The sequence below is a fragment of the Pseudarthrobacter sp. W1I19 genome (assembly GCF_030817835.1).
Lineage (GTDB): Bacteria > Actinomycetota > Actinomycetes > Actinomycetales > Micrococcaceae > Arthrobacter.
Window position 1 is genome coordinate 2,313,557 of record NZ_JAUSZR010000001.1, and the last position, 19,944, is coordinate 2,333,500.

Annotated in this window: 20 protein-coding genes; 10 read left to right on the forward strand and 10 right to left on the reverse strand. The window is 66.9% G+C overall.

Annotated elements, in window-relative coordinates:
- Nucleotides 1-13: 13 nt before the first annotated feature.
- Complete coding sequence (locus tag QF038_RS10920; protein WP_307610157.1) at nucleotides 14-2,029, reverse strand: VWA domain-containing protein; 2,016 nt, start codon at nucleotides 2,027-2,029, stop codon at nucleotides 14-16.
- A gap of 51 nt (nucleotides 2,030-2,080) precedes the next feature.
- Nucleotides 2,081-3,469 carry a sigma 54-interacting transcriptional regulator gene (locus QF038_RS10925; RefSeq protein ID WP_307610158.1) on the reverse strand — a complete coding sequence of 463 codons (1,389 nt, stop codon included), beginning with the start codon at nucleotides 3,467-3,469 and terminating at the stop codon, nucleotides 2,081-2,083.
- Nucleotides 3,470-3,618: 149 nt separating this feature from the next.
- On the opposite strand from QF038_RS10925, the gene QF038_RS10930 reads away from it, so the two are divergent.
- Genes QF038_RS10930 through QF038_RS10940 form a run of 3 tightly spaced genes read left to right on the forward strand, consistent with a single transcriptional unit; the run spans nucleotide 3,619 to nucleotide 5,761 of the window.
- Entirely contained in the window at nucleotides 3,619-4,251 is a 633-nt protein-coding gene (locus tag QF038_RS10930; protein WP_307610159.1) for an MSMEG_4193 family putative phosphomutase, read from the forward strand.
- 31 nt (nucleotides 4,252-4,282) lie between these two features.
- Complete coding sequence (locus QF038_RS10935; protein ID WP_307610160.1) at nucleotides 4,283-4,984, forward strand: SCO1664 family protein; 702 nt, start codon at nucleotides 4,283-4,285, stop codon at nucleotides 4,982-4,984.
- Between the two features lie 12 nt (nucleotides 4,985-4,996).
- A complete protein-coding gene (locus QF038_RS10940; protein ID WP_307610161.1) occupies nucleotides 4,997-5,761 on the forward strand; it encodes an MBL fold metallo-hydrolase in 765 nt (254 codons plus the stop codon).
- A gap of 78 nt (nucleotides 5,762-5,839) precedes the next feature.
- Here QF038_RS10940 and QF038_RS10945 read toward each other — a convergent pair whose 3' ends face one another.
- The 5 genes from QF038_RS10945 to QF038_RS10965 form a co-directional block, all read right to left on the reverse strand.
- Nucleotides 5,840-6,517: a cyclodeaminase/cyclohydrolase family protein gene (locus QF038_RS10945; RefSeq protein ID WP_307610162.1), complete on the reverse strand. Its 678-nt coding sequence runs from the start codon at nucleotides 6,515-6,517 to the stop codon at nucleotides 5,840-5,842.
- A gap of 45 nt (nucleotides 6,518-6,562) precedes the next feature.
- The gene (locus tag QF038_RS10950; protein ID WP_307610163.1) at nucleotides 6,563-7,432 is read right to left on the reverse strand and encodes an AraC family transcriptional regulator; all 870 of its coding nucleotides are present in this window, start codon (nucleotides 7,430-7,432) and stop codon (nucleotides 6,563-6,565) included.
- Nucleotides 7,433-7,483: 51 nt separating this feature from the next.
- A complete protein-coding gene (locus QF038_RS10955) occupies nucleotides 7,484-9,820 on the reverse strand; it encodes a beta-galactosidase (protein ID WP_307610164.1) in 2,337 nt (778 codons plus the stop codon).
- 222 nt (nucleotides 9,821-10,042) lie between these two features.
- Nucleotides 10,043-10,924 carry an SMP-30/gluconolactonase/LRE family protein gene (locus tag QF038_RS10960; protein WP_307610165.1) on the reverse strand — a complete coding sequence of 294 codons (882 nt, stop codon included), beginning with the start codon at nucleotides 10,922-10,924 and terminating at the stop codon, nucleotides 10,043-10,045.
- A gap of 5 nt (nucleotides 10,925-10,929) precedes the next feature.
- The gene (locus QF038_RS10965; protein WP_307610166.1) at nucleotides 10,930-11,565 is read right to left on the reverse strand and encodes a dihydrofolate reductase family protein; all 636 of its coding nucleotides are present in this window, start codon (nucleotides 11,563-11,565) and stop codon (nucleotides 10,930-10,932) included.
- A 137-nt stretch (nucleotides 11,566-11,702) separates the two neighbouring features.
- Here QF038_RS10965 and QF038_RS10970 point away from each other — a divergent pair, with 137 nt between their 5' ends.
- A complete protein-coding gene (locus QF038_RS10970) occupies nucleotides 11,703-12,116 on the forward strand; it encodes a RidA family protein (RefSeq protein ID WP_307610167.1) in 414 nt (137 codons plus the stop codon).
- 44 nt (nucleotides 12,117-12,160) lie between these two features.
- Here the strand turns inward: QF038_RS10970 and QF038_RS10975 are convergent, their stop codons facing one another.
- Complete coding sequence (locus tag QF038_RS10975) at nucleotides 12,161-12,439, reverse strand: YciI family protein (protein WP_307610168.1); 279 nt, start codon at nucleotides 12,437-12,439, stop codon at nucleotides 12,161-12,163.
- Between the two features lie 129 nt (nucleotides 12,440-12,568).
- Between QF038_RS10975 and QF038_RS10980 the strand changes: the two genes are divergently transcribed.
- The 4 genes from QF038_RS10980 to QF038_RS10995 all read left to right on the forward strand — a co-directional run bounded on the left by QF038_RS10980 (nucleotide 12,569) and on the right by QF038_RS10995 (nucleotide 14,524).
- Nucleotides 12,569-13,171: a dihydrofolate reductase family protein gene (locus QF038_RS10980; protein WP_307610169.1), complete on the forward strand. Its 603-nt coding sequence runs from the start codon at nucleotides 12,569-12,571 to the stop codon at nucleotides 13,169-13,171.
- A 126-nt stretch (nucleotides 13,172-13,297) separates the two neighbouring features.
- Entirely contained in the window at nucleotides 13,298-13,849 is a 552-nt protein-coding gene (locus QF038_RS10985) for an FAD-binding oxidoreductase (RefSeq protein ID WP_307610170.1), read from the forward strand.
- Nucleotides 13,818-14,144, forward strand: a complete 327-nt coding sequence (locus QF038_RS10990) for a hypothetical protein (protein WP_307610171.1) — start codon at nucleotides 13,818-13,820, stop codon at nucleotides 14,142-14,144. The genes QF038_RS10985 and QF038_RS10990 overlap by 32 nt, the downstream gene beginning before the upstream one ends.
- Nucleotides 14,141-14,524, forward strand: a complete 384-nt coding sequence (locus QF038_RS10995) for a BBE domain-containing protein (RefSeq protein ID WP_307610172.1) — start codon at nucleotides 14,141-14,143, stop codon at nucleotides 14,522-14,524. Before QF038_RS10990 ends, QF038_RS10995 begins: the two co-directional genes overlap by 4 nt.
- 79 nt (nucleotides 14,525-14,603) lie before the next feature.
- Here QF038_RS10995 and QF038_RS11000 read toward each other — a convergent pair whose 3' ends face one another.
- Both QF038_RS11000 and QF038_RS11005 read right to left on the reverse strand, forming a co-directional pair.
- The gene (locus QF038_RS11000) at nucleotides 14,604-16,793 is read right to left on the reverse strand and encodes a bifunctional polysaccharide deacetylase/glycosyltransferase family 2 protein (RefSeq protein ID WP_307613452.1); all 2,190 of its coding nucleotides are present in this window, start codon (nucleotides 16,791-16,793) and stop codon (nucleotides 14,604-14,606) included.
- 2 nt (nucleotides 16,794-16,795) lie between these two features.
- On the reverse strand, nucleotides 16,796-17,299 hold the full coding sequence (locus QF038_RS11005; RefSeq protein WP_307610173.1) for a hypothetical protein: 504 nt from the start codon (nucleotides 17,297-17,299) through the stop codon (nucleotides 16,796-16,798).
- Between the two features lie 237 nt (nucleotides 17,300-17,536).
- Between QF038_RS11005 and QF038_RS11010 the strand changes: the two genes are divergently transcribed.
- The gene (locus tag QF038_RS11010; protein ID WP_307610174.1) at nucleotides 17,537-18,739 is read left to right on the forward strand and encodes a cation:proton antiporter; all 1,203 of its coding nucleotides are present in this window, start codon (nucleotides 17,537-17,539) and stop codon (nucleotides 18,737-18,739) included.
- Between the two features lie 154 nt (nucleotides 18,740-18,893).
- Nucleotides 18,894-19,892 carry an NADP-dependent oxidoreductase gene (locus QF038_RS11015; RefSeq protein ID WP_307610175.1) on the forward strand — a complete coding sequence of 333 codons (999 nt, stop codon included), beginning with the start codon at nucleotides 18,894-18,896 and terminating at the stop codon, nucleotides 19,890-19,892.
- Nucleotides 19,893-19,944 lie beyond the last annotated feature (52 nt).

Here is a 19,944-nt window from a genome sequence, read left to right on the forward strand (position 1 = left end):
TGCAGTAAGACAGTCAGCGGTCCCAGGACGTCCAGTCGGCGTCGTCGAACGCCTGTCCGCGGAAATGCGCGCGCAGGTACTCCCCTACCACCGCAGCACCCAGGCCGCCGACGTCGGGCGCCACCACCCTTGCCCCCACCCGGCGGGCCATGCGCTGCACGAACCGCTCAAGGCTGGGATCGTTGCCCAGGCGGAAAAACGTGGTCTGGGTGCCGCCGCGCCCCAGGCGGTCGAGCTCGGCCACCGTGACCCGGATGGTTTCCGGGTCCGAGGGCCAGCAGAACCACGGCTCGCCGTCCGGCAGCAGGTGGGCGGTGGGTTCACCGTCGGTCACCAGCAGGAGGACGTGCTGCATTGACGGATGCCGGCGGAAGAAGCGGCCGGCCAGCAGCAGGCCGTGGTGCAGGTTGGTGCCTTGCTCCCGCCGCGACGGCAGTGCCGTCAGCTCGGCGATGTCCATGGACCGGGCATAGCGCCCGAACGTGATCAGCTCCAGCCGGTCGCCGCGGAAGCGGGTGGAGATCAGGTGGTGCAGGGCCAGGGCAGTACGCTTCATCGGCACCCAGCGCCCCTCCGCGACCATGGAGAAGGAGACATCAACCAGCAGGACAACGGCGGCCTGGGTACGTGCCTCGGTCTCACTGACTTCGATGTCGGCGGCGGTGAGGCGCAGTCCCTGGGCCGGGTTGCCGCCGTCTGCCACCGTGCGGTGGATAGCGTTGGTCATGGTGCGGGTGACGTCCCAGGGCTCGGCGTCCCCGAACTCCCAGAGGCGGCTGGAACCGGTCTGCTCGCCGGCGGCACCGGCCGTGCGCGTGTCCCGGCGCCCCTGCCGGCCGGACAGCTGCTTCGCGGTGTCCCGCAACAGGGACCTGCCCAGTTGCCGCATGGCCTGCGGGGAGAGCCGCAGGTCGCCGTCACTTCCCTTGCGCAGGTAGCCGCCGTCCTGCATGGCCCGTTCGATCTCGGCCAGGGTGCGGGCCGTCACGGCGGCGTTCTGCCCGAGCTGGCGGGCCAGGGCATCGAGATCCAGGTCGTCCAGGTTGGATCCGTTGTAGGACTGGGACAGCTGGTCGGCGAGTCCGTCCAGTTCGGCGATGTCCTGGAGCACGCCCGTGCCGTCGCCCAGTCCCAGGCCTTCCTGGCCCTCGAACCGCTCCGAGCCGGCCCAGTCCTCGCCCGGCCGCAGGGCACGCAGGCTGTCATCGAGCTGGTCGAGCTGGGCCATCAGTTCCGGCGAGCCGAAAGCCTGGGCGGAGAGCCGCATCAGCTCCTCGCGCTGCTCGGGGGACATCGACTGCAGGAGGCGCTGGGCGGCGGCGGCCCGCTTGGCAAGGGCGTCGATCAGCTCCTCAACCGATTGCGGGTTCTCCGGGAAGAAGTCGCCGTGCTTTGCCATAAAGTCCTGGAAGTCCTGGTCCGTATCCTCGCCACGCCGGTGTTTGTCCAGCAGCCCGTTGAGGTCCCGCAGCATCCCTGCCACGGCTGCCTTGTCCTCGTCCGTGGCGTTTTCGAGTGCCTGCTTCATGCCGACGAACCTCTGGTCCAGGACTTCGCGGCCCAGCAGATCCTTGATCCGCTCGTAGGCTTCCCGGGCGGTCCCCGACTGCCAGTCATAGGAGGCCAGTTCGTTCACCGCCGCCGCCGTGGACTGCGGAAGATTCTGCAGCTGCATCTGCCGGAAGGCCCGGTCAGTGTCATCCATCATCGCGTCGCGAGCAAGCTGCTTGCGTTCCTCCAGCACGGCGGTCTCGAGGAGCTTCTGTACTTCGTCGAGGGTTCCGTCCAGCCGGTGCCGGCCCAAAAGTTCGTTGCGGCGCTGCTGGACCCGCCGGGCGAGATCGTCCAGGCCTTCCCGGTCCCGGCCGCCGCGGCGCAGGAACTCCTGCAGCGCATGCCGGGGCGAGTAGCCGGCCATCACGTCCTCGGCGACGGCGTCCAGCGCCTCGGCAAGGTCAACCGGCGGCGCGAGCGGATCCGGCCCGCCCGTGTACCGGCCGTACCTGGCGGAGTGGTTGTGGCTGGCCATGACGCCTCCTGTTCCGGCCGCCTGCTCCTGGCTGTACTGCTTCCAGCCCGGCTAGCCGTAGATGGTTTCCTCGTCGTCGGATTCCTTGGAGATCCGGCGGGCGAGGTACAAGCCTTCCAGGGCAAGTTCGATGGCGGCGGCGCGCTGCCCCTGGTTCTTCGCTCCCAGGCGCCCGCTGATCTGGTCGTATAGTCCCGAGCCGTTCAGTGAGGGCAGGTTGCCCAGGAACTCTTCCGCCGTGACATGGTCCCCGGTGGTCACTGTCCGGTGGCCGTCCAGCGCGGCCACCAGGGGGGCCATGTCGATGCCCTGGAAGTGGGCCCGTACCGCTTCGGCAGTGGCCGTGCGCAGGAGGTGGTCGAGGACTGCCTGTTCCCGGCCTTCCTCTCCTGATTCAAATTCAATCTTTCCGGTGAGGACGTCCACCGCGGTGCCGAGGTCCACGATCCGCGCTACGGCTTCGCCTTCCCCGCGCACGCTGGCCCGGCGCAGTGCAGCCGCCGCCACCGTTTCGGCGCCGGCGATCGCGAACCGCGCTGAGACGCCCGAGGTCTGGTTGATCGCCGGTGACTGCCGGAGCGCCCGGGTGTAGCGGGCCAGGATTTCGAGGATGACCGGCGGGACATCGGCCACCAGCTGCCCCTCCTGCCGGATCACCGAGACCTCGTCGTCCAGCTCAAGGGGGTAGTGCGTGCGGATTTCGGCGCCGAAGCGGTCCTTCAGCGGCGTGATGATCCGGCCGCGGTTGGTGTAGTCCTCGGGGTTGGCGGAGGCGACAACGAGGACATCCAGGGGCAGCCGCAGCACGTAGCCGCGGATCTGGATGTCGCGTTCCTCCATCACATTGAGCATTGACACCTGGATCCGCTCGGCGAGGTCCGGCAGTTCGTTGATGGCGATGATCCCGCGGTTGGAGCGCGGCACCAGGCCGTAGTGGATGGTCTCCGGATCGCCCAGGCGGCGGCCTTCGGCGACGCGCATCGGGTCCACGTCCCCGATGAGGTCCGCGACTGAGGTGTCCGGGGTGGCAAGCTTCTCCACGTACCGCTCGGAGCGGTGGCGCCACGCCACCCGCATCCGGTCTCCTTCAGTGAGGGCGCGGGCCCGGGACTGCCCGGTGATCGGCTCGTAGGGGTGCTCGTTCAGTTCCGAATCCTCGATCACGGGAGACCATTCGTCCAGCAACCCCGCGAGCGTGCGCAGGAGCCGCGTCTTGCCCTGCCCGCGCTCGCCGAGCAGGACCACATCGTGGCCGGCGATCAGGGCGCGCTCCAGCTGGGGAATGACGGTGCGGCTGAAGCCGTACAGCCCGGGCCAGGGATCGCGGCCTTCGGCGAGCGCGGCGAGCAGGTTGTCGCGGATTTCGTGGCGCAGGTCTTTCTGGACATGCCCGGCTGCACGCAATTCACCAACAGTGAAGATTTCGGGTCGATCAGTCACCACTCCACGGTAGCCCCAGGCCTGCCGGGAATCGAGGAAATCCCCAAATAAGGGCTAGCCGCTCCCAGTGGCCCTCAAGAGAGCCGCCCGGGGTCCCCGGGCGAGCGAAGCGAGCTTGGGGCAGGCGGCGAACGTTAAGCTGATTGTTGATGACTGCCCAGAGCACCCTGATTCTCCTGATCCGCCATGGGGAGACGCCAACCACCGGGAAGGTGCTGCCGGGCCGTGCGCCGGGACTGCACTTGAGTGAGCGGGGCCGGGCCCAGGCCGAACGGGTGTCGGAGCGCCTCGCGGGCTTGCCCGTCGCCGTCATCTACTCCTCGCCCCTGGAGCGGACCAGCGAGACGGCGGCTCCTTCCGCCACCAGCACCGGCTTGCCGCTGAATCACGACGACGGGCTGATCGAATGCGATTTTGGGGACTGGACGGGCGCGCCGCTCGCCGAACTCGCGGCCCTGCCGCAGTGGCAGGGAGTGCAGCACAGTCCCTCAACGTTCCGTTTTCCCGACGGGGAAAGCTTCACGCAGATGCAGGCGCGGATGATTGGCGCACTCGAGGCGCTGCGCGCAGCCCACCCGGGCGCCGTCGTCGTATGTTTCTCCCATGCCGATCCCATCAAAGCGGCAGTGGCGCACGCCATGGGCACACACCTGGACCTGTTCCAGCGGATCATGATCAGCCCGGGATCGGTGTCTGCCATCGAGTATATGGACGGTCGTCCGCCAGCAGTGCTGATGGTGAATTCGACCTCGGAGCCACTGAGCGGGCTGAGGGCGCCGTGAGAACCCGAGGTACAAACCAAGGGGATGGCCGGTGCCCGGGCAGGAACTGACGCTGCTGGGGGAAGGCCGGGTGGACCTCATCGCACGCATCCCCCGCAGCAGCAACGCCACCTTCCTGGTCCGGGTCTCCTGCGGCGGGGACTCCTCCCATGCGGTGTACAAACCGGAGTCCGGGGAACGGCCTTTGTCCGACTTCGAGCCCGGGCTGTACAGGCGCGAGCGCGCTGCGTACCTGCTGAGCGAATACCTGCAGTGGGGCCTGGTGCCGCCCACGGTGATCCGCCATGACCCACCCCTGGGTGTCGGCTCGCTGCAGTGGTTTGTGGCCTGTGACTACCGGGAGCACTACTTCACGTTGTACGAGGACGCGCCCCAAACCCACGGCGACCTGGCCCGGATTGCGCTGTTTGATTTCGTCAGCAACAACACGGACCGAAAAAGCGGACATGTGCTGCGGGGCCACGACGGCCGCGTGTGGGGCATCGACCACGGGTTGTGCTTTTCGGCGGACTTCAAGCTGCGCACCGTCATCTGGGACTTTGCCGGGGACCCGGTCCCGGACGCCCTGCTGGAGGACATCGCGCCGCTCGCTGAGGAAGTTCCTTCCAACGTGGCGGAGCTGCTGGACCCTGCGGAGGTCCGTGCGCTGCGGCGCCGGGTTCAGCGCATATTGAGCAGTGGCGTCCTGCCGGCTGACCCCACAGGCATGCGCTACCCGTGGCCGCTGGTGTAGGTCGATTCAGCCATGCACTCCACAGCCAGGAACTGGCAGCCCGCAGACCATATGTCCGAGCCGGCCCCCGGTGTCCATCACGTCCAGGGCCCGGCGTCCAACTGGGTGGTGGTCCGCGACCCAACGGGATTTATGCTCATCGACACCGGCTACCCCTCGGACCGATCACTCGTCCTGGCGTCCATCCGCCACCTGGGACTGGAGCCCGCCGAAGCCCGGGCCGTACTCATCACCCACGGGCACGTGGACCACACCGGCTCCGCAGCCTACTTCGCCAGCACCTACGGGACGCCGGTCCTCTCTGCACCGGAAGAGCTGGCCCACGTCCAGGGCAAGGAAAAGCACCAGGTCACGTTCGGCCAGGTCATGGTCCGTGCCTGGCGCCCGCGCGTTTTCCGCTGGCTGATCCACGTCATCCGGTCCGGGGCCCTGACGGCACAGCCGGGAACGCAGGCCCGTGCCTGGGACGAGGAGACGCTCCGGAACCTGCCAGGCCGTCCCGAAGCCATCCCGGTGCCGGGACACACACCGGGAAATGCCGCGATCCACCTGCCGACGGCGGGAGCCATCGCCGTCGGGGACTGCTTCGTCAGCGGCCATCCGCTGAGCCGGAAGACCGGACCGCAGATGCTCCACCCTATGTACCAGTCGGACCCGGCCGCGGCCCTCGAAACTGCGCACCGCCTGGCCGGCGTCGCCGTTTCCGTAATACTTCCCGGCCACGGTCCGGCACTGCACATGCCCTTGGCAGACGCCGTCGCGGCCCTCCGCGGCTAGGGTTGTTACCCGAGGGAGTTTAGTGCGGATCAGCCCGGAATCCGGTTAATCAGCACTAACCCAGCGCGCCGCGGGCTGCTACACAGCGTCCTGGACGGCGCCGGTGTCCGTGGGGGCAGCGCGGTGGTCCACGGCAGCCGTCAGTTCATCGATCCTTTCGAGCGCGGAGTTGAGCCGCTGGACCGTTGCCCACAGGACGGGCTGCCCATCACGGATCTCCTCGAGGGTGGCGCCGGCGGACCGCAAGGTGGCGAGGTCGAAACTGACGTTGGTGCGGGCCCCCGTCACTGCTGCCCTCAGGGCGCCGAAGGCGACGACGACATCGGCAATGAGCGCCGGATTCCCGTTGGCGGCAAGCCAGCCAAGGTCTTCAATGGCTTCGACGGCGTGGTCGCCCAGCACTGCCGATGCTTGGGCAGCGTTCACCGACGCCTGCCGGATGGCATCGTCACGTTGCGGCCCCGGTTCGAGGCGGAACGCGGCGCCAAACGCTTCGGAAGCGGCAGCATCGCCGTCGGCAAGTTCCAGCGCGGTCCGGCGCAGCGTGCGCGCCCGCCCGTGGACGTCCGCCAATTCCTTCCGCTGCTCTTCGCCGGGTTCGGTGTAGCCGGCCACCATGGAGGTCAGCGACGCGGCGATGGCAAGCATCACGCCCGTCCCGGCACCACCTCCCGGCGATCCCTTGGACTCTGCCAGTGCCCGGGTCCATGCTTCAACAGTCGAATCGTGGGTTGTCACCGCTTCAGTTTCAGCCATGGCACCCATTGTCCCCACATTTTTGGCCGAACCCGGGCAAGCCGCTCAACCTTTCCGTTCCGCCCTGTACGCCCGGGGACTGACGCCGTGCAGCCGCCGGAACTGCCGGGAGAAGTAGAACTGGTCAGTCAGACCCACCTCACGCCCCACCTCGGCCACTGCCAGCTCGGTGGTGTCCAGCAGGAGCCGCGCCCGGGCCATCTTCAGCGCTGTATGGTGGGCCAGCACTCCCCCGCCCGTCGCCTCCCGGAACATTTTGCTCAGCTGCGACGACGATACGCCCACCAGGGACGCCAGGTCAGGCAGCCGGATGGCGCCGTCCACCCGGTCCTCCAGGAACTTCATCGCCCGCTGCAGCGCAGTGCCCTGGGCGGGGACGCGACGGTCCACCGCCAGGGTAGCCAGCAGCTTCCACGCCATCCCGGCTGTCGCCACCAGGCGGGCCGGCGACTGGTCCTGTTCCAAGGCCGTGATGATCTCGTCCAGCATTGCCGTCAGCCGGTCCACGGCGATCAGTGGAATGATCGGCCGGTCCGGACGGACGCCTGATTCTTCGACCAGTTCGGCAGCATCGGAGCCGCGGACGTGGCACCACCAGATGGTCCAGGGGTCGTCCCGGGAGGCACCGTATGCATGCGCCTCCCCCGTACCGCCGGGAAGTACGACGGCGGTGCCCTTGCCGACGTCGAACCGGGCACCTCGTGTTTCCACCCACCCGCTTCCCGCGACGCAGAGGATGACGATGGTTTCCTGCGCGCCCCCGGGACGGTAACGGCCGTGGGCCTCAGCGACGGGGAAAACCCCGGCGTCGGTGACCAGCAGCCGGCGGGTGACGGGACGGGCGAGTGCTTCGCGTACCAGCGGCCGCGGCACCACCACCAGCCGCTGGTTCCGGAACCCCGTTGCCCGCTCCACGCCCGCTCCTTACGTCACCAAAATGTCCATACTATGGCGGACAGGACCCACTCAGGCAGGCACCTCCTGCCACGCGGTCCAGTGGATCAGTTCCACGCTGTCCAAGGCCGCCAGGTCGCCATCAGCATCATTCCGCCTTTGTTGGGCCGCCTGCGGGACACCCACCTTCGCGTCCTTGGGGAGCGGCAGGATTTGAAGCAGGATCTCGGCGCCGTGGCGGATTCCGGCGTCGTGCGTTTCGATGACCCAGGGGGAACCGTCCCAGAAGCGGTCGGCAACCACTGTGCCGTCAACGAGCAGCCTGGCGACGTCTCCGGCCCAGGCGATCTCCAGCTCTGCGTGCCCCTCTCCTGCCGGGAAGGGCGCAGTCAGCTCAAACCTGTAGATCTCGGCGCATTCCTCCATATCGCTGTCGGCGGGAGCGGCCGCCCGGCCGGCAAGCGAGCCGAAGGAACCGGGGACGGGCGCGCCGGCCCGGATGCGTTCGGCGGTAAGGGATCGGCGCCCTGTTTCCGCTTCAGCCGCGGATGTCCGCACCTCCTCGAACCGGCGGGACTCTGTGGCGTACCGCCGGACCGAAGTTGACCCCGGCGACCTTCCGGCCAGGAGTCCGTCCCCGCCAGCCCAGAGCGGGTCGGCCGACAGGACCAGCTGCCTTCCGCCCCTTGTATCCAGGACCCAGGCCTGATCCGCCAGTTCAGCCGGCAGGACCAGGATCTTCAGCTCACTGTCGGAGGACCGGGCCGTCAGGGTGGCTGGCGTGGTGGGATCGGTGGCGTAGGCGTTGCCGCCCAGGGCGGTAGCCGGACCCTCAAGGACTGTTCCTTCAGGGAAGCAGAGCTGCGGTTCGATGCCAGCTTCGGCTGACAGGACCAAAGTCGGTGCCGATTCAGGCCCGAGCAGGGTGAGCGGCGATGCCGTGGCCCAGCAGAGCCGGACTCCGGCAATGTCGAGGTTGACCGGCCACGCGGCAATGGTGCCGACGGGGATGGAGACAGGCTGTTGGGGAAATGTCACGCCTTCTTCACCCAGTGACAGGCTGAACTGCGCGCCGGCGTGATCCGGCAGCGGGACGTGGGGCTGGTGCCAGGTGATGAACACGAACCCGGCCTCCCCATCCGAGCGCAGCGCCCAGCGGAGCGTCTCCGAGTCCTCCACACCGGCGGGCACCTGGTCCGGCAGCGTGGACGGCATCGGGGCGAGCCGGTCGCCGAACGCAGCCAGGAACGCGTGCTGGGTGCGCAGCACTGCAAAGCTGGGTGCGGGCCTGCCGGAAGCGCCGATGGGGGCGTGGAAATCGTAATCGAACACCGGAAGATCGTTCGGGTAGCCGGTGGCCTGGGATTCCTGCAGGCCGCCGGGCGGATTGGTTCCGCCCGTGAACATGTAATAGCCCTGCCAGCCGGAGCCGCTGCCGATCTTGTTGTTGGCTACCGCCGCCACGTCCTTGCCCGTGGGCCACGGCCGGCGCTGGTACGCCGTGGCCATGCCGCCGGTCAACTCGCAGGTGGCGGGCGGGTAGAGGGCCGACGGCGACCGGGGCGGCTCTGCCTCACTGCCGGTGAAATGTCCGCGGAGGTCGGCGCCGATGCCGGGGTCATCCCACTGGTGGCTGAAGAAGTAGTGCTCCCGGAACGTCGGGTCCCAGGGCGCATGGGCGTCCACCCAGAAGCCGTCACCGTACCCTCCGAAGACCGGCAGGACCTCCTCCTCCGGGATGGCGGCACCGCCCCAGGCAGTGGCCGTCCAGATCGGCGCGCTCAGCCCGGCTGCCCGGGCCAGTTTCTTCAGCTCAGTAATGTGGTCGGGCTGGTCATAGAGTTCGTTTTCCAACTGGATCCCGATGACGTTGCTCTCCGGGCCGGTCAGCCCCCGCAGTTCCCTGCCGAGGCGGTTGAACCAGCGCTCCACCATGGCCAGGTAGGCGGGGTCGTTCGTGCGGTGATCGACAGCGGCTGCCTGGACCCAGTCGGGGAAACCGCCGTTGCGGACCTCGCCGTGGCACCAGGGCCCGATCCTCAGGACAACGTCCAACTCCAGGGCGGCGCACAGGCGGACAAAGGCCGCAACATCAAGGTTGCCGTCGAAGCGGGCCTCACCTTCGGTCCGTTCGTGGTGGATCCAGAACACATAGCAGGCCACCACCGTGATGCCCCCGGCCTTCATCAGCCGCAGCCGGTCTTCCCAGCGGCCGCGGGGCAGCCGGCTGAAGTGGATTTCGCCGGAAACCGGCACGGCGGGACGGCCGTCCACTTCGATGTAATGGCTGGTGACCCGCCATCTGCTGTGCTGATCCTCGGTATTGCTCATCGGCGGGAGCCGCAGGGCCCGCTCGGGGGGCCGGTGGGTGGCCTTCAGTAGTTCGAGGGTGGTTTGTTCGGGAGGCATGTGGGCAGTCTTTCAGGTCGCGGGGGCGGTCAGGATGAGGTTGTTGATGCCCTTGCAGCGGCGCCAGTTTCCGCGATGGACTGGCACAACAGCGTCCGGCGGACTGCGGCACGTGTTCAAGCAACCCGGATCAAAGCCTATGCAGTTCGCCCGGCCGTTCCCATGGCAAATGTAGGCAGATTATATGGACGATCGTGCAGGGCTACATTCCGACGACACTGGTCATGGCCTTGCCGCCGCGCGGGCGTCCCGTGTGGTGGTGCGGATGCGATACAGGCTGGTAGTTGCCGTGATGTAAAGGTCCTGGCCGTCCGGGCCTCCGAAGCACAGGTTCGATACCGTCTCGGGCACGGCAATGATTTCCAAGAGTTCAAAGGATGGCGAATAGATTCGCACGGCGGGGCCGGCAGAGGTCCAGATTCTGCCTTGGACATCCACGCGCAACCCGTCAGCGGGATGGCCTTCCTCGAGCTCGAGAATGGTTCCGCTGCGGCGGCAGATACCGCCGCGCACCTCGTATGAGACCACCCGCAGCGGTACCCCGTGGCCAGGGCCGGCCGTGTCCGCGACGTACAGGATCGACTCATCCGGTGAGAAGGCCAGACCGTTGGGGTACACGAGGTCCGTGATGACTGCAGTAAGGGTTTCAGAAGCAGGCTCGAGCCGGAAAACGTAGCAGCCGCCGTATTCCTGCTCTCCTTCGTGCCCTTCCTTTGTGCCGGGAAGGATCCCGTACGGCGGATCCGTGAACCAGATGCTCGCATCCCTCGCCACCACGACGTCGTTGGGTGAGTTCAATCGACTGCCTTGGAACGAATCAACCAGTCCGGTCACCGCTCCCCCGCTGTCACGCTCCACCCGGCGGCGCCCGTGGCTGCATTGGATTACGCTGCCGTCGCTGCCGAGGGTTCGGCCATTGGTGAATTCAACCCCCAGTGCGTATTCACCGGTCGTCCCTGTCGCGGGGTCGAACTCGAGGATGCGGTCGTTCGGGATATCGCTCCAACGGACCGTCCGTGAGGATGGCACCCACAAAGGACCCTCAGCCCATATGGAGCCCGTGAACAGGCACGCCAGTTTGCCAGTGGTAAATTCAGCACCCATTCGGATCAGGCCGGACCCTGGCCCGGCGGCCCCGTGAGCACGGCAGGGACGTATTCGAGCAATTGCAGCCGGCCGTCGAAGGTCCGGCTCTCCACCATCTCCAATAAGACGTCGGGGTAGCCGTCGTAAATCCGTTCGCTGCCCGTCCGGCCCGTAATCACCGGGAAGACCACCAGCCGGAACCTGTCCACGAGGCCGGCTGCCAGCAGGGAACGGCACAGGCTCAGGCTACCGAGGGTGCTCATCGGCCCGGTTCCGGTCCGCTTCATCTCCGCGACTGCGTCCACCGCGTCTCCAGCCACCAACTGCGAGTTCGGCCAGGTCAAGGGGGCCTTCAGGGTGGAGGAGAAGACTACTTTGGGGACGGCGGCCAGGCCGGCGAGGCTGGCACCCTCGTTCTCGGAAAATCCAGAGTCCCCCGCCGCGGCTTCCCCGGACATGCCGGACATCAGGCGGTAGGTATTGGCGCCCATCAGGAAGGTGTAGTTCTTTTTCCCTTCCTCCTCGAGCCAGGCCAGGTACTCCGGGCCCTCCAGGCCCCACCAGCCGGGCCATCCCTCGGCAGAGGCATAACCATCCAGTGAAATGATCAGGTCCACCATCAGGTCTGCTGCCGGCGTTTTTGTCCTTGCCTGGCTCATGGCCGTCTCCTCGTTGAATCTGCGGATCCCGGAGCGGCAGCCACGCCTTCCGGGCAGCAGGATCCGGTGCGGGTCATGCTATCCCCGGGATGCCGCCGGGTCTACCCGTCCGCCGGCCTGCGTGAGAGCATACGGGCATGCCAGCCATACAGCGCATCCGTCCCGAAGGGCTCGTTGCAAGCCCTGCCTTCAGCCATGTTGCTGTTGTCCCGCCGGGCGCCACCACCATTTATGTGGGCGGCCAGAACTCCGTGGACGCCACCGGATCGCTCGTTGGCGGGAGCGACGTCGCCGCGCAGTCCGCCCGCGCGTTCGAGAACGCGAAGACCGCCCTCGCTGCCGCCGGCGCAGGCATCGGCGATGTTGTGCAGTGGACGGTGCTGTTCGTCAACGGCGCCGACATCGCTGCCGGATACCGGGCCATCGCGGCCGGGCTGGCGTCCGACGAGCCGGCCCTGGTGACCGCTGCCCTCGTGGCCGGGCTTGGTGTTCCCGGCGCACTTGTGGAAATCAGCGCAGTCGCTGCCGTGCTCCCGGACACGGCGCCCTAGCAAGGCGGGGAGCCTGGTACGAAGAAGGGCAGGCGCGGCTGTGCCTACTCGAAGCGAACGGGGTCCCACTCCAGGATCCGCGGAATGGCGAGGCCTTCCACAACGAACGGATCGTCGGCGATGAACCGCTCGGCATCCTCGCGCGAGGTGAAAAGCCCCATGGAAGAGCCGGCCGGGTCCGGTGTCAGGAACGGGCCCAGAGCCAGCAGGCCGCCGCCATTGGCGCGGAATGCTTCGAAGTAAGCCTGGTGGCGGGGGTATGTCTCGAGGACGCGTGCCCGGTCGGTACCATCACTGAGGCTGTAAATAACGATGGATTCCATGCGCAGATCCTACCTGCCGCCTGCCCAAGGGGCGCTGGGAGCAATCCCTTCCAGCCGCCGTCGGACGCCACTAGCATGGCCGTTAGCCCGTCCCCCTCCCGACCACCACAGCCACCATCCAAGGAAGCAATGAGTACCGTCACCTGCGATCTCACCGTATCCGTCGACGGCTTCCTCGCCGGCCCCAACCAGACCCCGGAAAATCCCCTGGGCGAGGGTGGAGAGGAGCTGCACCGGTGGCAGTTCGAGGAGCCCGCTGCCAACGTCAAAGAGCTGGAGGGCATCCTCTCCGCGGGGGCCTACGTTATGGGCCGCAACATGTTCGCGGGCCCCGGGGCAGGTCCCTGGGACAAGGACTGGCGTGGCTGGTGGGGCGAAGAACCGCCCTATCACGCCCCCGTTTTTGTGCTCACGCATCATCCGCGGCCTCCCCTGAAAATGGAGGGCGGCACAACGTTCTATTTCGTTGAGGACGGGATCGAACCGGCACTGGCGCAGGCGCGGGAGGCCGCGGCCGGCAAGGACGTGGCCATAGCCGGTGGCGCGGAAACTGTCCGCCAATATCTGTCCGCCGGCCTGATCGATGAGTTGCGGCTCCATATCTCGCCGCTTCTCCTTGGAGCCGGCGAGCGGCTCCTGGACGGCGTCCGGAACCTCAAGCTTGAGCCAACAGAAGTCAGTGGCACACCCCTGGTGACGCACATCCGCTACCGGTGCGGATCAGGCAGCTGAAGCGTGCCTGCGGCTCTTGACCCGCATGGGGCCAGGCGTATACCAAGAGGGTCATAGCGCTGGCCCTCGCTGGGACTCGAGACGGAGCTGGCTGCCATGTGGTCTCTGAGAGAGTCTGGAATTGTCATGGGTAGCGATCGATTTGACGTACTCCGCGAACAGGTCCGCGGGCAGGTCATTGAAGAGGACGACGCCGAGTATGACGCGGCACGCCGCGTGTACAACGGCATGATCGACCGCCGCCCCGCGGCGGTGCTGCGGGTGTCCCAGGTGGCGGACGTGATGGCCGCCGTCCGCTTTGCGCGCGGTCTCGATATTGAGGTTGCCTTGCGGGGCGGCGGTCACAGCGCACCTGGTTTTGGGACGGTCGACGGCGGCCTGGTCCTCGATTTGTCGGCCCGCCGTGGAGTCCGTGTTGATCCTGCCGCGAGGACTGCGAGAGTGGAGCCGGGCGCCACGTGGGCTGATTACAACCATGCGACACATGCGTTCGGGCTCGCGAGCACGGGTGGCCTCGTCGGCTCCACCGGCGTGGCAGGCCTCACCCTGGGCGGCGGCATAGGCTACCTAGCCCGCAAGTACGGCCTGGCGTGCGACAACCTGGTCTCGGCTGACGTGGTGCTTGCAGACGGATCGGCCGGTAGCCGTGATCGTCGGCATGTGGACGGGCGATCTTGACGCCGGACCTGCGCACTGGCAGGCCATGCTCGACGCCGGGCCGGCGCTGGGGAGCTTCTTCGCACCGATGCCCTACCCGGCACTGAACATCATGTTCGACGGGCTTAATGCCCCAGGCCTGCAGGGCTACTGGAAGACGGTTTTCCTGCGGACCCTCAGCGACGATGCGCTCCGCACCGCCGTCGAATTCGCCCCGGGAATTCCCAGCGTCCATTCGGCCAACCACTTCTATCCCCTTGACGGGGCAGTGCAGCGGGTGGCCCCTGAGGCCACCGCTTTTGCCTACGGGATGTGAACTTCGCGCCGGTGATTGCCGCACAATGGCCAGAGCCTGCGGAGAATGAAAAGAACATCGCCTGGGTCCGCGACTACTGGGCAGCGCTCCACGAGTATTCCGCGCCTGGCGGCTACATCAACTTCCAGGATGCCGACGACCAGTCCAGGATCGAGGACACACTCGGGTCCAACTATCCGCGGCTCGCCGGGCTCAAGGCCAAGTACGATCCGGACAACTTCTTCCACATCAACCAGAACATCAAACCCGCTGCACCTGCCGCAGGCGGTGTCCCGTCACCGGCGCCGGTGGTGCTGCTGACACCCCCGCCGGCGGACTCGGCACCGGCGGACGCGGCACCGCCGCAGGCCTCCCCGCCCGAGGCAGCTCCCACCGCGTAGGAAACGCCTGGCGCCCCTGTATCAGCGGCCAGAGCCGCCTCAGGGGCGTTCCGCCGTCGTGGTCTGGACGTGCTGGCTGCTAGCTCTGCCCGTGCGGAACGCGCAGGGTGCCGTACCGCTCCATGCGGTGCCAGCGCAGGTGTACGCCGGCCAGTGCCGTGACCACTGCCTGGATGACCACGAGGTACATCAGCTGCCGGTAGACGAACTGCTGCAGCGGAAGGTTCCAGAGCGGCCGGAGCCGCTCGTTGTCGAGCCGGAACGCGTAAGCGGCCATCAGGAACTGGACGGCCAGGAAGACGAACCAGAGCACGGCAATCCGGAGTGGATCGAGGAAGATCAGGCCGTAGACAGCAAAAACATCCACCACGGGGGCGAACAGGGGAAGCAGCACCTGCAGGACCAGCAGGTAGCCCAGTCCGCGCCGGCCCAGCTTGCCGGCCGCGCCTCCCTGCACCACCGCGCCCCGGTGCTTCCACATGGCCTGCAGGGTGCCGTAGCACCAGCGGTAGCGCTGTTTCCACAGCGCTGCGAGACTGGCGGGCGCCTCGGTCCAGGCACGGGCGTCGTCCTTGTACACAACGCGCCAGCCGTCGCGGCACAGTGACATGGTCAGGTCGGTGTCCTCGGCGAGCGTGTCGTCGCTGACTCCACCCACCCGGAGGAGGGCGTCACGGCGGAAAGCACCGATAGCGCCGGGCACGGTGGGCATGCATTCGGCGACGTCGAACAGCCTGCGGTCCAGGTTGAAGCCGACGACGTACTCAATGTGCTGCCAGGCGCCCAGGATGCCGCCGCGGTTAGCGACCTTTGTGTTCCCCGAAATGGCACCCACCCGCGGGTCGGAGAAGGGCTGGATGAGGGCGTGGACCGTATCCGGTTCGAAGACGGTGTCGCCGTCCACCATCACCACGAGTTCATGGCTGGCCGCGTGCAGCCCGGCGTTCAGGGCGGAGGGTTTGCCGCCGTTCTCCTTCCGGATTACGGTGACGCCGGGCAGTCCGAGCGCGTCCACGATATCGGCCGTCCCGTCGGTTGAACCGTCGTCCACCACGATGATCTCCACCGGATGGGTGGAGGCCACAATGGACCGGACTGCTGCCTCGATGCCGGCCGATTCGTTGTATGCGGGCACGATCACCGTCACCGGCTCCGTAATTTCCGGCCGGACCATCACGTCCACCCGGCGCCGGCCACGGCCGGCAGCCGCGATCCGGCGTGCTGCGCGGCTATGGCGGGCGGCAAAGAAAACCACGAGGACGGCGCGGATGAAAGTCACGACGCCGGCCGCAACGAGGGCCCATGAGATGGCCGTGACCACGAAGTCGCTCAGCCGGATACCCCACAGGAAGGCCGTCCCGCTGACCTCCTCCATGGAGGAAGCCGGCCGCGTGCTGTCAATGCCCATTGAGTCACCCACGGTGGTGACCCGGAAGCCTTCGTCCTCGAACTTCATCAGTGCGGAATCAAGGGCGGCGACGGTCTGCTCCCGGTCTCCTCCGCCGTCGTGCATCAGGGCCACCTGCCCCTGCGCACCTGTTGGGTCAAGGTTGTCCTCGATCGCTGCGGCGCCCGGAAGCCGCCAGTCCTCGCTGTCCATACTGCTCAGCACCGTGAGGTAACCCTGGTCCGCCAGGCCTTGCATTGCGGACCATGTGCCATTGGTCAGCGCCGCATTGCCGGAACTGTAGGGCGGACGCAGCAGTGACGCGGCCTCGCCCGTGATACCCACGATCACGTCCTGGGCACCCTGCACCTCGAGCTGGCTGCGCCACGTTCCGGCGGTGCCGAGGTCGGCGTGGGTGAGTGTATGGACGCCGATCTCGTGGCCTTCAGCCACAATGCGGCGCAAGAGGTCGGGATTGTCAGCCGCCGCGGACCCGACCACGAAGAAGGTTGCATGGACCTGGTGTCTCCGGAGGACGTCGAGGATCCTCGGCGTCCAGACGGGGTCCGGGCCGTCGTCGAAGGTCAGTGCCACGGTCCGCTCCGGAGGACTGGCCGCACGCACGGCCCCGCCCCGCGAATCCACCACAGGACCGCCTTGGGATACGGCCTTCAGGACATCACTGGCAGGTGCGCCTGCCGGTACGGAGTCATAGCCCACCCGGCCAAGGTGGTGCATGTACCCCTGTACCACCAGGGCAAGGCCCAAGGCCAGAAGTGTGGCCAGAAGGACCAGCCAGTGAGCGCGGACATTTGCGGGGCGGGGGCTTTTGGTGGGGACAGCGCCTTTGCTGCGTACGCCGGTTTCGCTGGGGCGGGACATACTCACGGGTGCGCCGGGGTGGAGGGCCGTGTTGCCCGGCCCGGAGCCAACTCGTTGGCGCCCGGCGCCGTGCCGCTCATTCCGGGATCCGTTGGCCGGGCGCCGTGCTCCGGCTCATCCGCGGGTGCGGCCGGGACAGCCGCCGGCACAGCAGCGGCGCTGACCGGCGGTGCTGCAGGGACAGCCTGAGGGGCCGCCGCCGGAACCTGAAGCGCGGAGGGCGCAGCCGGGACGGCTGCCGGGCCTTCTGCACCCTGGGGAGCACCGGCGTCGGCAGCGGGCGCCGGCGGGGAAGACGGTACGCTGCCGGTCCCCACGGCGGCGGGGAAGGGCAGGTAGGGTGCGGCTACGTTGGGACCGCCGATGAGGGCAACCAGGAGAAGGGCGACGTACCCTGCCACGATTCCGAGGGCGCCCAGGCCCGCAAGCTTGAGCCGCCGCAGCCGCCGGCCTGAGGAATCAACAAAAACAGGACCACGTGGCGACGTCTCATCAGGGGCATTCATCGAGCACCAACCTTAGAGGACGAGCATTCTTCACCCAACTTGATGATTCCTTCCGAAACGGCGGAGAGTGCCAATCCACGGACAGTTTTTGCCGCGCAGACCGGCCCCGGAAGGATCCGCAGAGCCGGCCGGCCGGCCGCCTTGGCGCTGTTAAGCTGCTATGGCGCCGCCGCTGACCATGGCTGTAGCTTTGGAATACTTTCCTTCGAACCAGCCGAGGTGCCGGAGGTACCGCCGATGCAGCCCTTGTCCACGTCATTGGTTCTGATCGCCTTGCTGGCTGTTGCAGCGCCCCTTGCTGCCCGTTTCCTGGACCGGGTGCTCAGGGTGCCCGTCGTGGTGTTCGAAATTATCCTCGGAATCGTGCTGGGCCCCAGTCTGCTGGGTTGGATACAGTCCACGCAGTTCACTGACACCCTGGCGGATTTCGGGCTGGCCATGCTCTTCTTCGTTGCCGGCAACGAGATCGATTTCGCCGCAATCCGCGGCCGGCCTGCCAACCGTGCGGCGGCGGGCTGGGTTATCTCATTGGCGGCCGGCATTGGTGCCGGGCTTGTCCTGGCACCAGGGCCGGAGGCCGCCGTGATCATCGGCGTGGCATTGTGTTCCACCGCCCTCGGCACGCTTCTGCCGATCCTGCGCGACGCCGGCGAGTCAAAGTCCCCGATGGGTATCACGGTGGCGGCGTTGGGTGCAGTCGGCGAATTCGGTCCGCTGGTTGCGGTCTCGCTGTTCTTCAGCGGAAGGGAACTGGGACCGGCCACAGCGGTGCTTCTCGGATTCGTCCTGTTGACCGGCCTGGCGATCTTTCTGGCCTCCCGCGCTCGGCATTCACTGCTCCACTCCCAGGTCACCAGGACCCTGCATACCAGCGGCCAGTTCGCCGTCCGGTCCATCATGTTCATCCTGAGTGTTCTGGTTGTCCTCAGTATGGTGCTGGGGCTGGACATGCTGCTGGGTGCCTTCGCCGCGGGCGTCCTTTGGAAGGTTGCGATCGCCCGGGCTTCCGAACACGACCGGCACGTCATCGAGATGAAGATCGACGCCATTGCCTTCGGATTCCTGGTGCCGGTCTTCTTCATCGATACCGGCATCGACTTTGAGCTGAACGCGCTGACCAGCAGCCCGGCAGCCCTTGCTCTGGTCCCCCTGTTCCTTGTAATCCTGCTCGTCATCCGCGGGCTGCCGTCCCTGCTGGCCGCTCCGCCGAAATCCACTCCTGGCGACAAACGGGCCATCGTCCTGTTCGCGGCCACAGGCCTGCCGATTATTGTCGCCGTGACCGGCATTGGCCGGGACGAAGGGCTGATCACCAGCGGAACCGCTTCGGCGCTTGTGGGAGCAGGAATGCTGTCCGTGCTCCTGTTTCCGTTGCTTGCACTCCGGCAGCACCAGCGCAGCCAGCCAGGAACCCAGCGTCCCCCAGTGCCGACACGCTGATCCAATATGCTTCCTGACCGCGGCTCTTCCCTGACTGACTGCGCGGCATAACCAGAACTACGGTCTGCTCATCCCTGCGTGCCCGCCCCTGCCCTTGACATACATTACTGACTATACTCACAATTGAGGGGGATCAAATATCGAAAGGTCAGCCATGAAAGCTTTTGTCGTTACCAAGTACGGAGAGCCGCTGCGTGAAGCGGACGTCGCGGAGCCGGCTATGGGGGAAAGGGACGTGCTCGTCCAGGTGCGGGCCGCGGGCTTGAACCAGCTGGATGAGAAGATCCGGCTTGGTGAGTTCAAGCAGATCCTCCCCTACAAGCTCCAGTTAATCCTCGGCAATGACGTGGCCGGTACGGTCATCCGCGTCGGGGCAAAGGTCACCGGGTTCAAACCCGGTGACGAGGTCTACGGCCGGCCCGACAAGGACCGCATCGGCACGTTCGCGGAGCGCATCGCCGTCGCCGAGGATGACCTGGCCCTCAAGCCCGTATCGGCAAGCATGGCAGAGGCCGGCTCGCTGCCGCTGGTGGCACTCACCGCATGGCAGGCCCTCATTGAGCACGGCAATGTGCGGCCCGGGCAGAAGGTCCTCATTCACGCAGGTGCCGGCGGGGTGGGCTCTATCGCTATCCAGCTCGCTAAGCACCTCGGGGCGACTGTTGCCACCACCGCCAGCGGCTCGAACGCGGATTTCCTCCGGGAGCTCGGGGCTGACGTGGTAATTGACTACCGCACCGAGGATTTTGAGGAACACCTCAGCGGGTATGACCTTGTTCTCGACAGCCTCGGCGGGGAGAACCTCGAAAAGTCCCTGCGCGTCCTCAAGTCAGGCGGGAAGGCGATTGGGATTTCCGGTCCGCCGGATCCGGAGTTCGCCCGCGATGCCGGCCTGAATCCTGTCCTGCGCCTGGCGGTCACAGCACTCAGCAGCAAAATCAGGCGGCAGGCCAAGAAGCTCGGAGTCAGCTATGAGTTCCTGTTCATGCGTGCCAGCGGGGCCCAACTGCGCCAAATCGCCGCGTTGGTCGACGACGGGACGCTGCGCCCCGTCGTCGGAAAGGTTTTCGATTTCGCCCAAACTCCAGAGGCGTTGCAGTCCCTGGCCGACGGCGGCATCCGCGGCAAAGCGGTGCTGACCCTCAACCACTGAACCGCCACTGATTCAGCAGGCCACGTTGCCAGAACCAATTAGGAGAAAAATC

Excerpts from the sequence above, each read along its gene's own strand:
- QF038_RS10920 (WP_307610157.1), bottom strand. The coding sequence starts at position 2,029 with ATGGCCAGCCACAACCACTCCGCCAGGTACGGCCGGTACACGGGCGGG.
- QF038_RS10930 (WP_307610159.1), top strand. The coding sequence starts at position 3,619 with ATGACTGCCCAGAGCACCCTGATTCTCCTGATCCGCCATGGGGAGACG.
- QF038_RS10940 (WP_307610161.1), top strand. The coding sequence starts at position 4,997 with ATGCACTCCACAGCCAGGAACTGGCAGCCCGCAGACCATATGTCCGAG.
- QF038_RS10945 (WP_307610162.1), bottom strand. The coding sequence starts at position 6,517 with ATGGCTGAAACTGAAGCGGTGACAACCCACGATTCGACTGTTGAAGCA.
- QF038_RS10955 (WP_307610164.1), bottom strand. The coding sequence starts at position 9,820 with ATGCCTCCCGAACAAACCACCCTCGAACTACTGAAGGCCACCCACCGG.
- QF038_RS10960 (WP_307610165.1), bottom strand. The coding sequence starts at position 10,924 with ATGGGTGCTGAATTTACCACTGGCAAACTGGCGTGCCTGTTCACGGGC.
- QF038_RS10965 (WP_307610166.1), bottom strand. The coding sequence starts at position 11,565 with ATGAGCCAGGCAAGGACAAAAACGCCGGCAGCAGACCTGATGGTGGAC.
- QF038_RS10970 (WP_307610167.1), top strand. The coding sequence starts at position 11,703 with ATGCCAGCCATACAGCGCATCCGTCCCGAAGGGCTCGTTGCAAGCCCT.
- QF038_RS10975 (WP_307610168.1), bottom strand. The coding sequence starts at position 12,439 with ATGGAATCCATCGTTATTTACAGCCTCAGTGATGGTACCGACCGGGCA.
- QF038_RS10980 (WP_307610169.1), top strand. The coding sequence starts at position 12,569 with ATGAGTACCGTCACCTGCGATCTCACCGTATCCGTCGACGGCTTCCTC.
- QF038_RS10985 (WP_307610170.1), top strand. The coding sequence starts at position 13,298 with ATGGGTAGCGATCGATTTGACGTACTCCGCGAACAGGTCCGCGGGCAG.
- QF038_RS11000 (WP_307613452.1), bottom strand. The coding sequence starts at position 16,793 with ATGTCCCGCCCCAGCGAAACCGGCGTACGCAGCAAAGGCGCTGTCCCC.
- QF038_RS11005 (WP_307610173.1), bottom strand. The coding sequence starts at position 17,299 with ATGAATGCCCCTGATGAGACGTCGCCACGTGGTCCTGTTTTTGTTGAT.
- QF038_RS11010 (WP_307610174.1), top strand. The coding sequence starts at position 17,537 with ATGCAGCCCTTGTCCACGTCATTGGTTCTGATCGCCTTGCTGGCTGTT.
- QF038_RS11015 (WP_307610175.1), top strand. The coding sequence starts at position 18,894 with ATGAAAGCTTTTGTCGTTACCAAGTACGGAGAGCCGCTGCGTGAAGCG.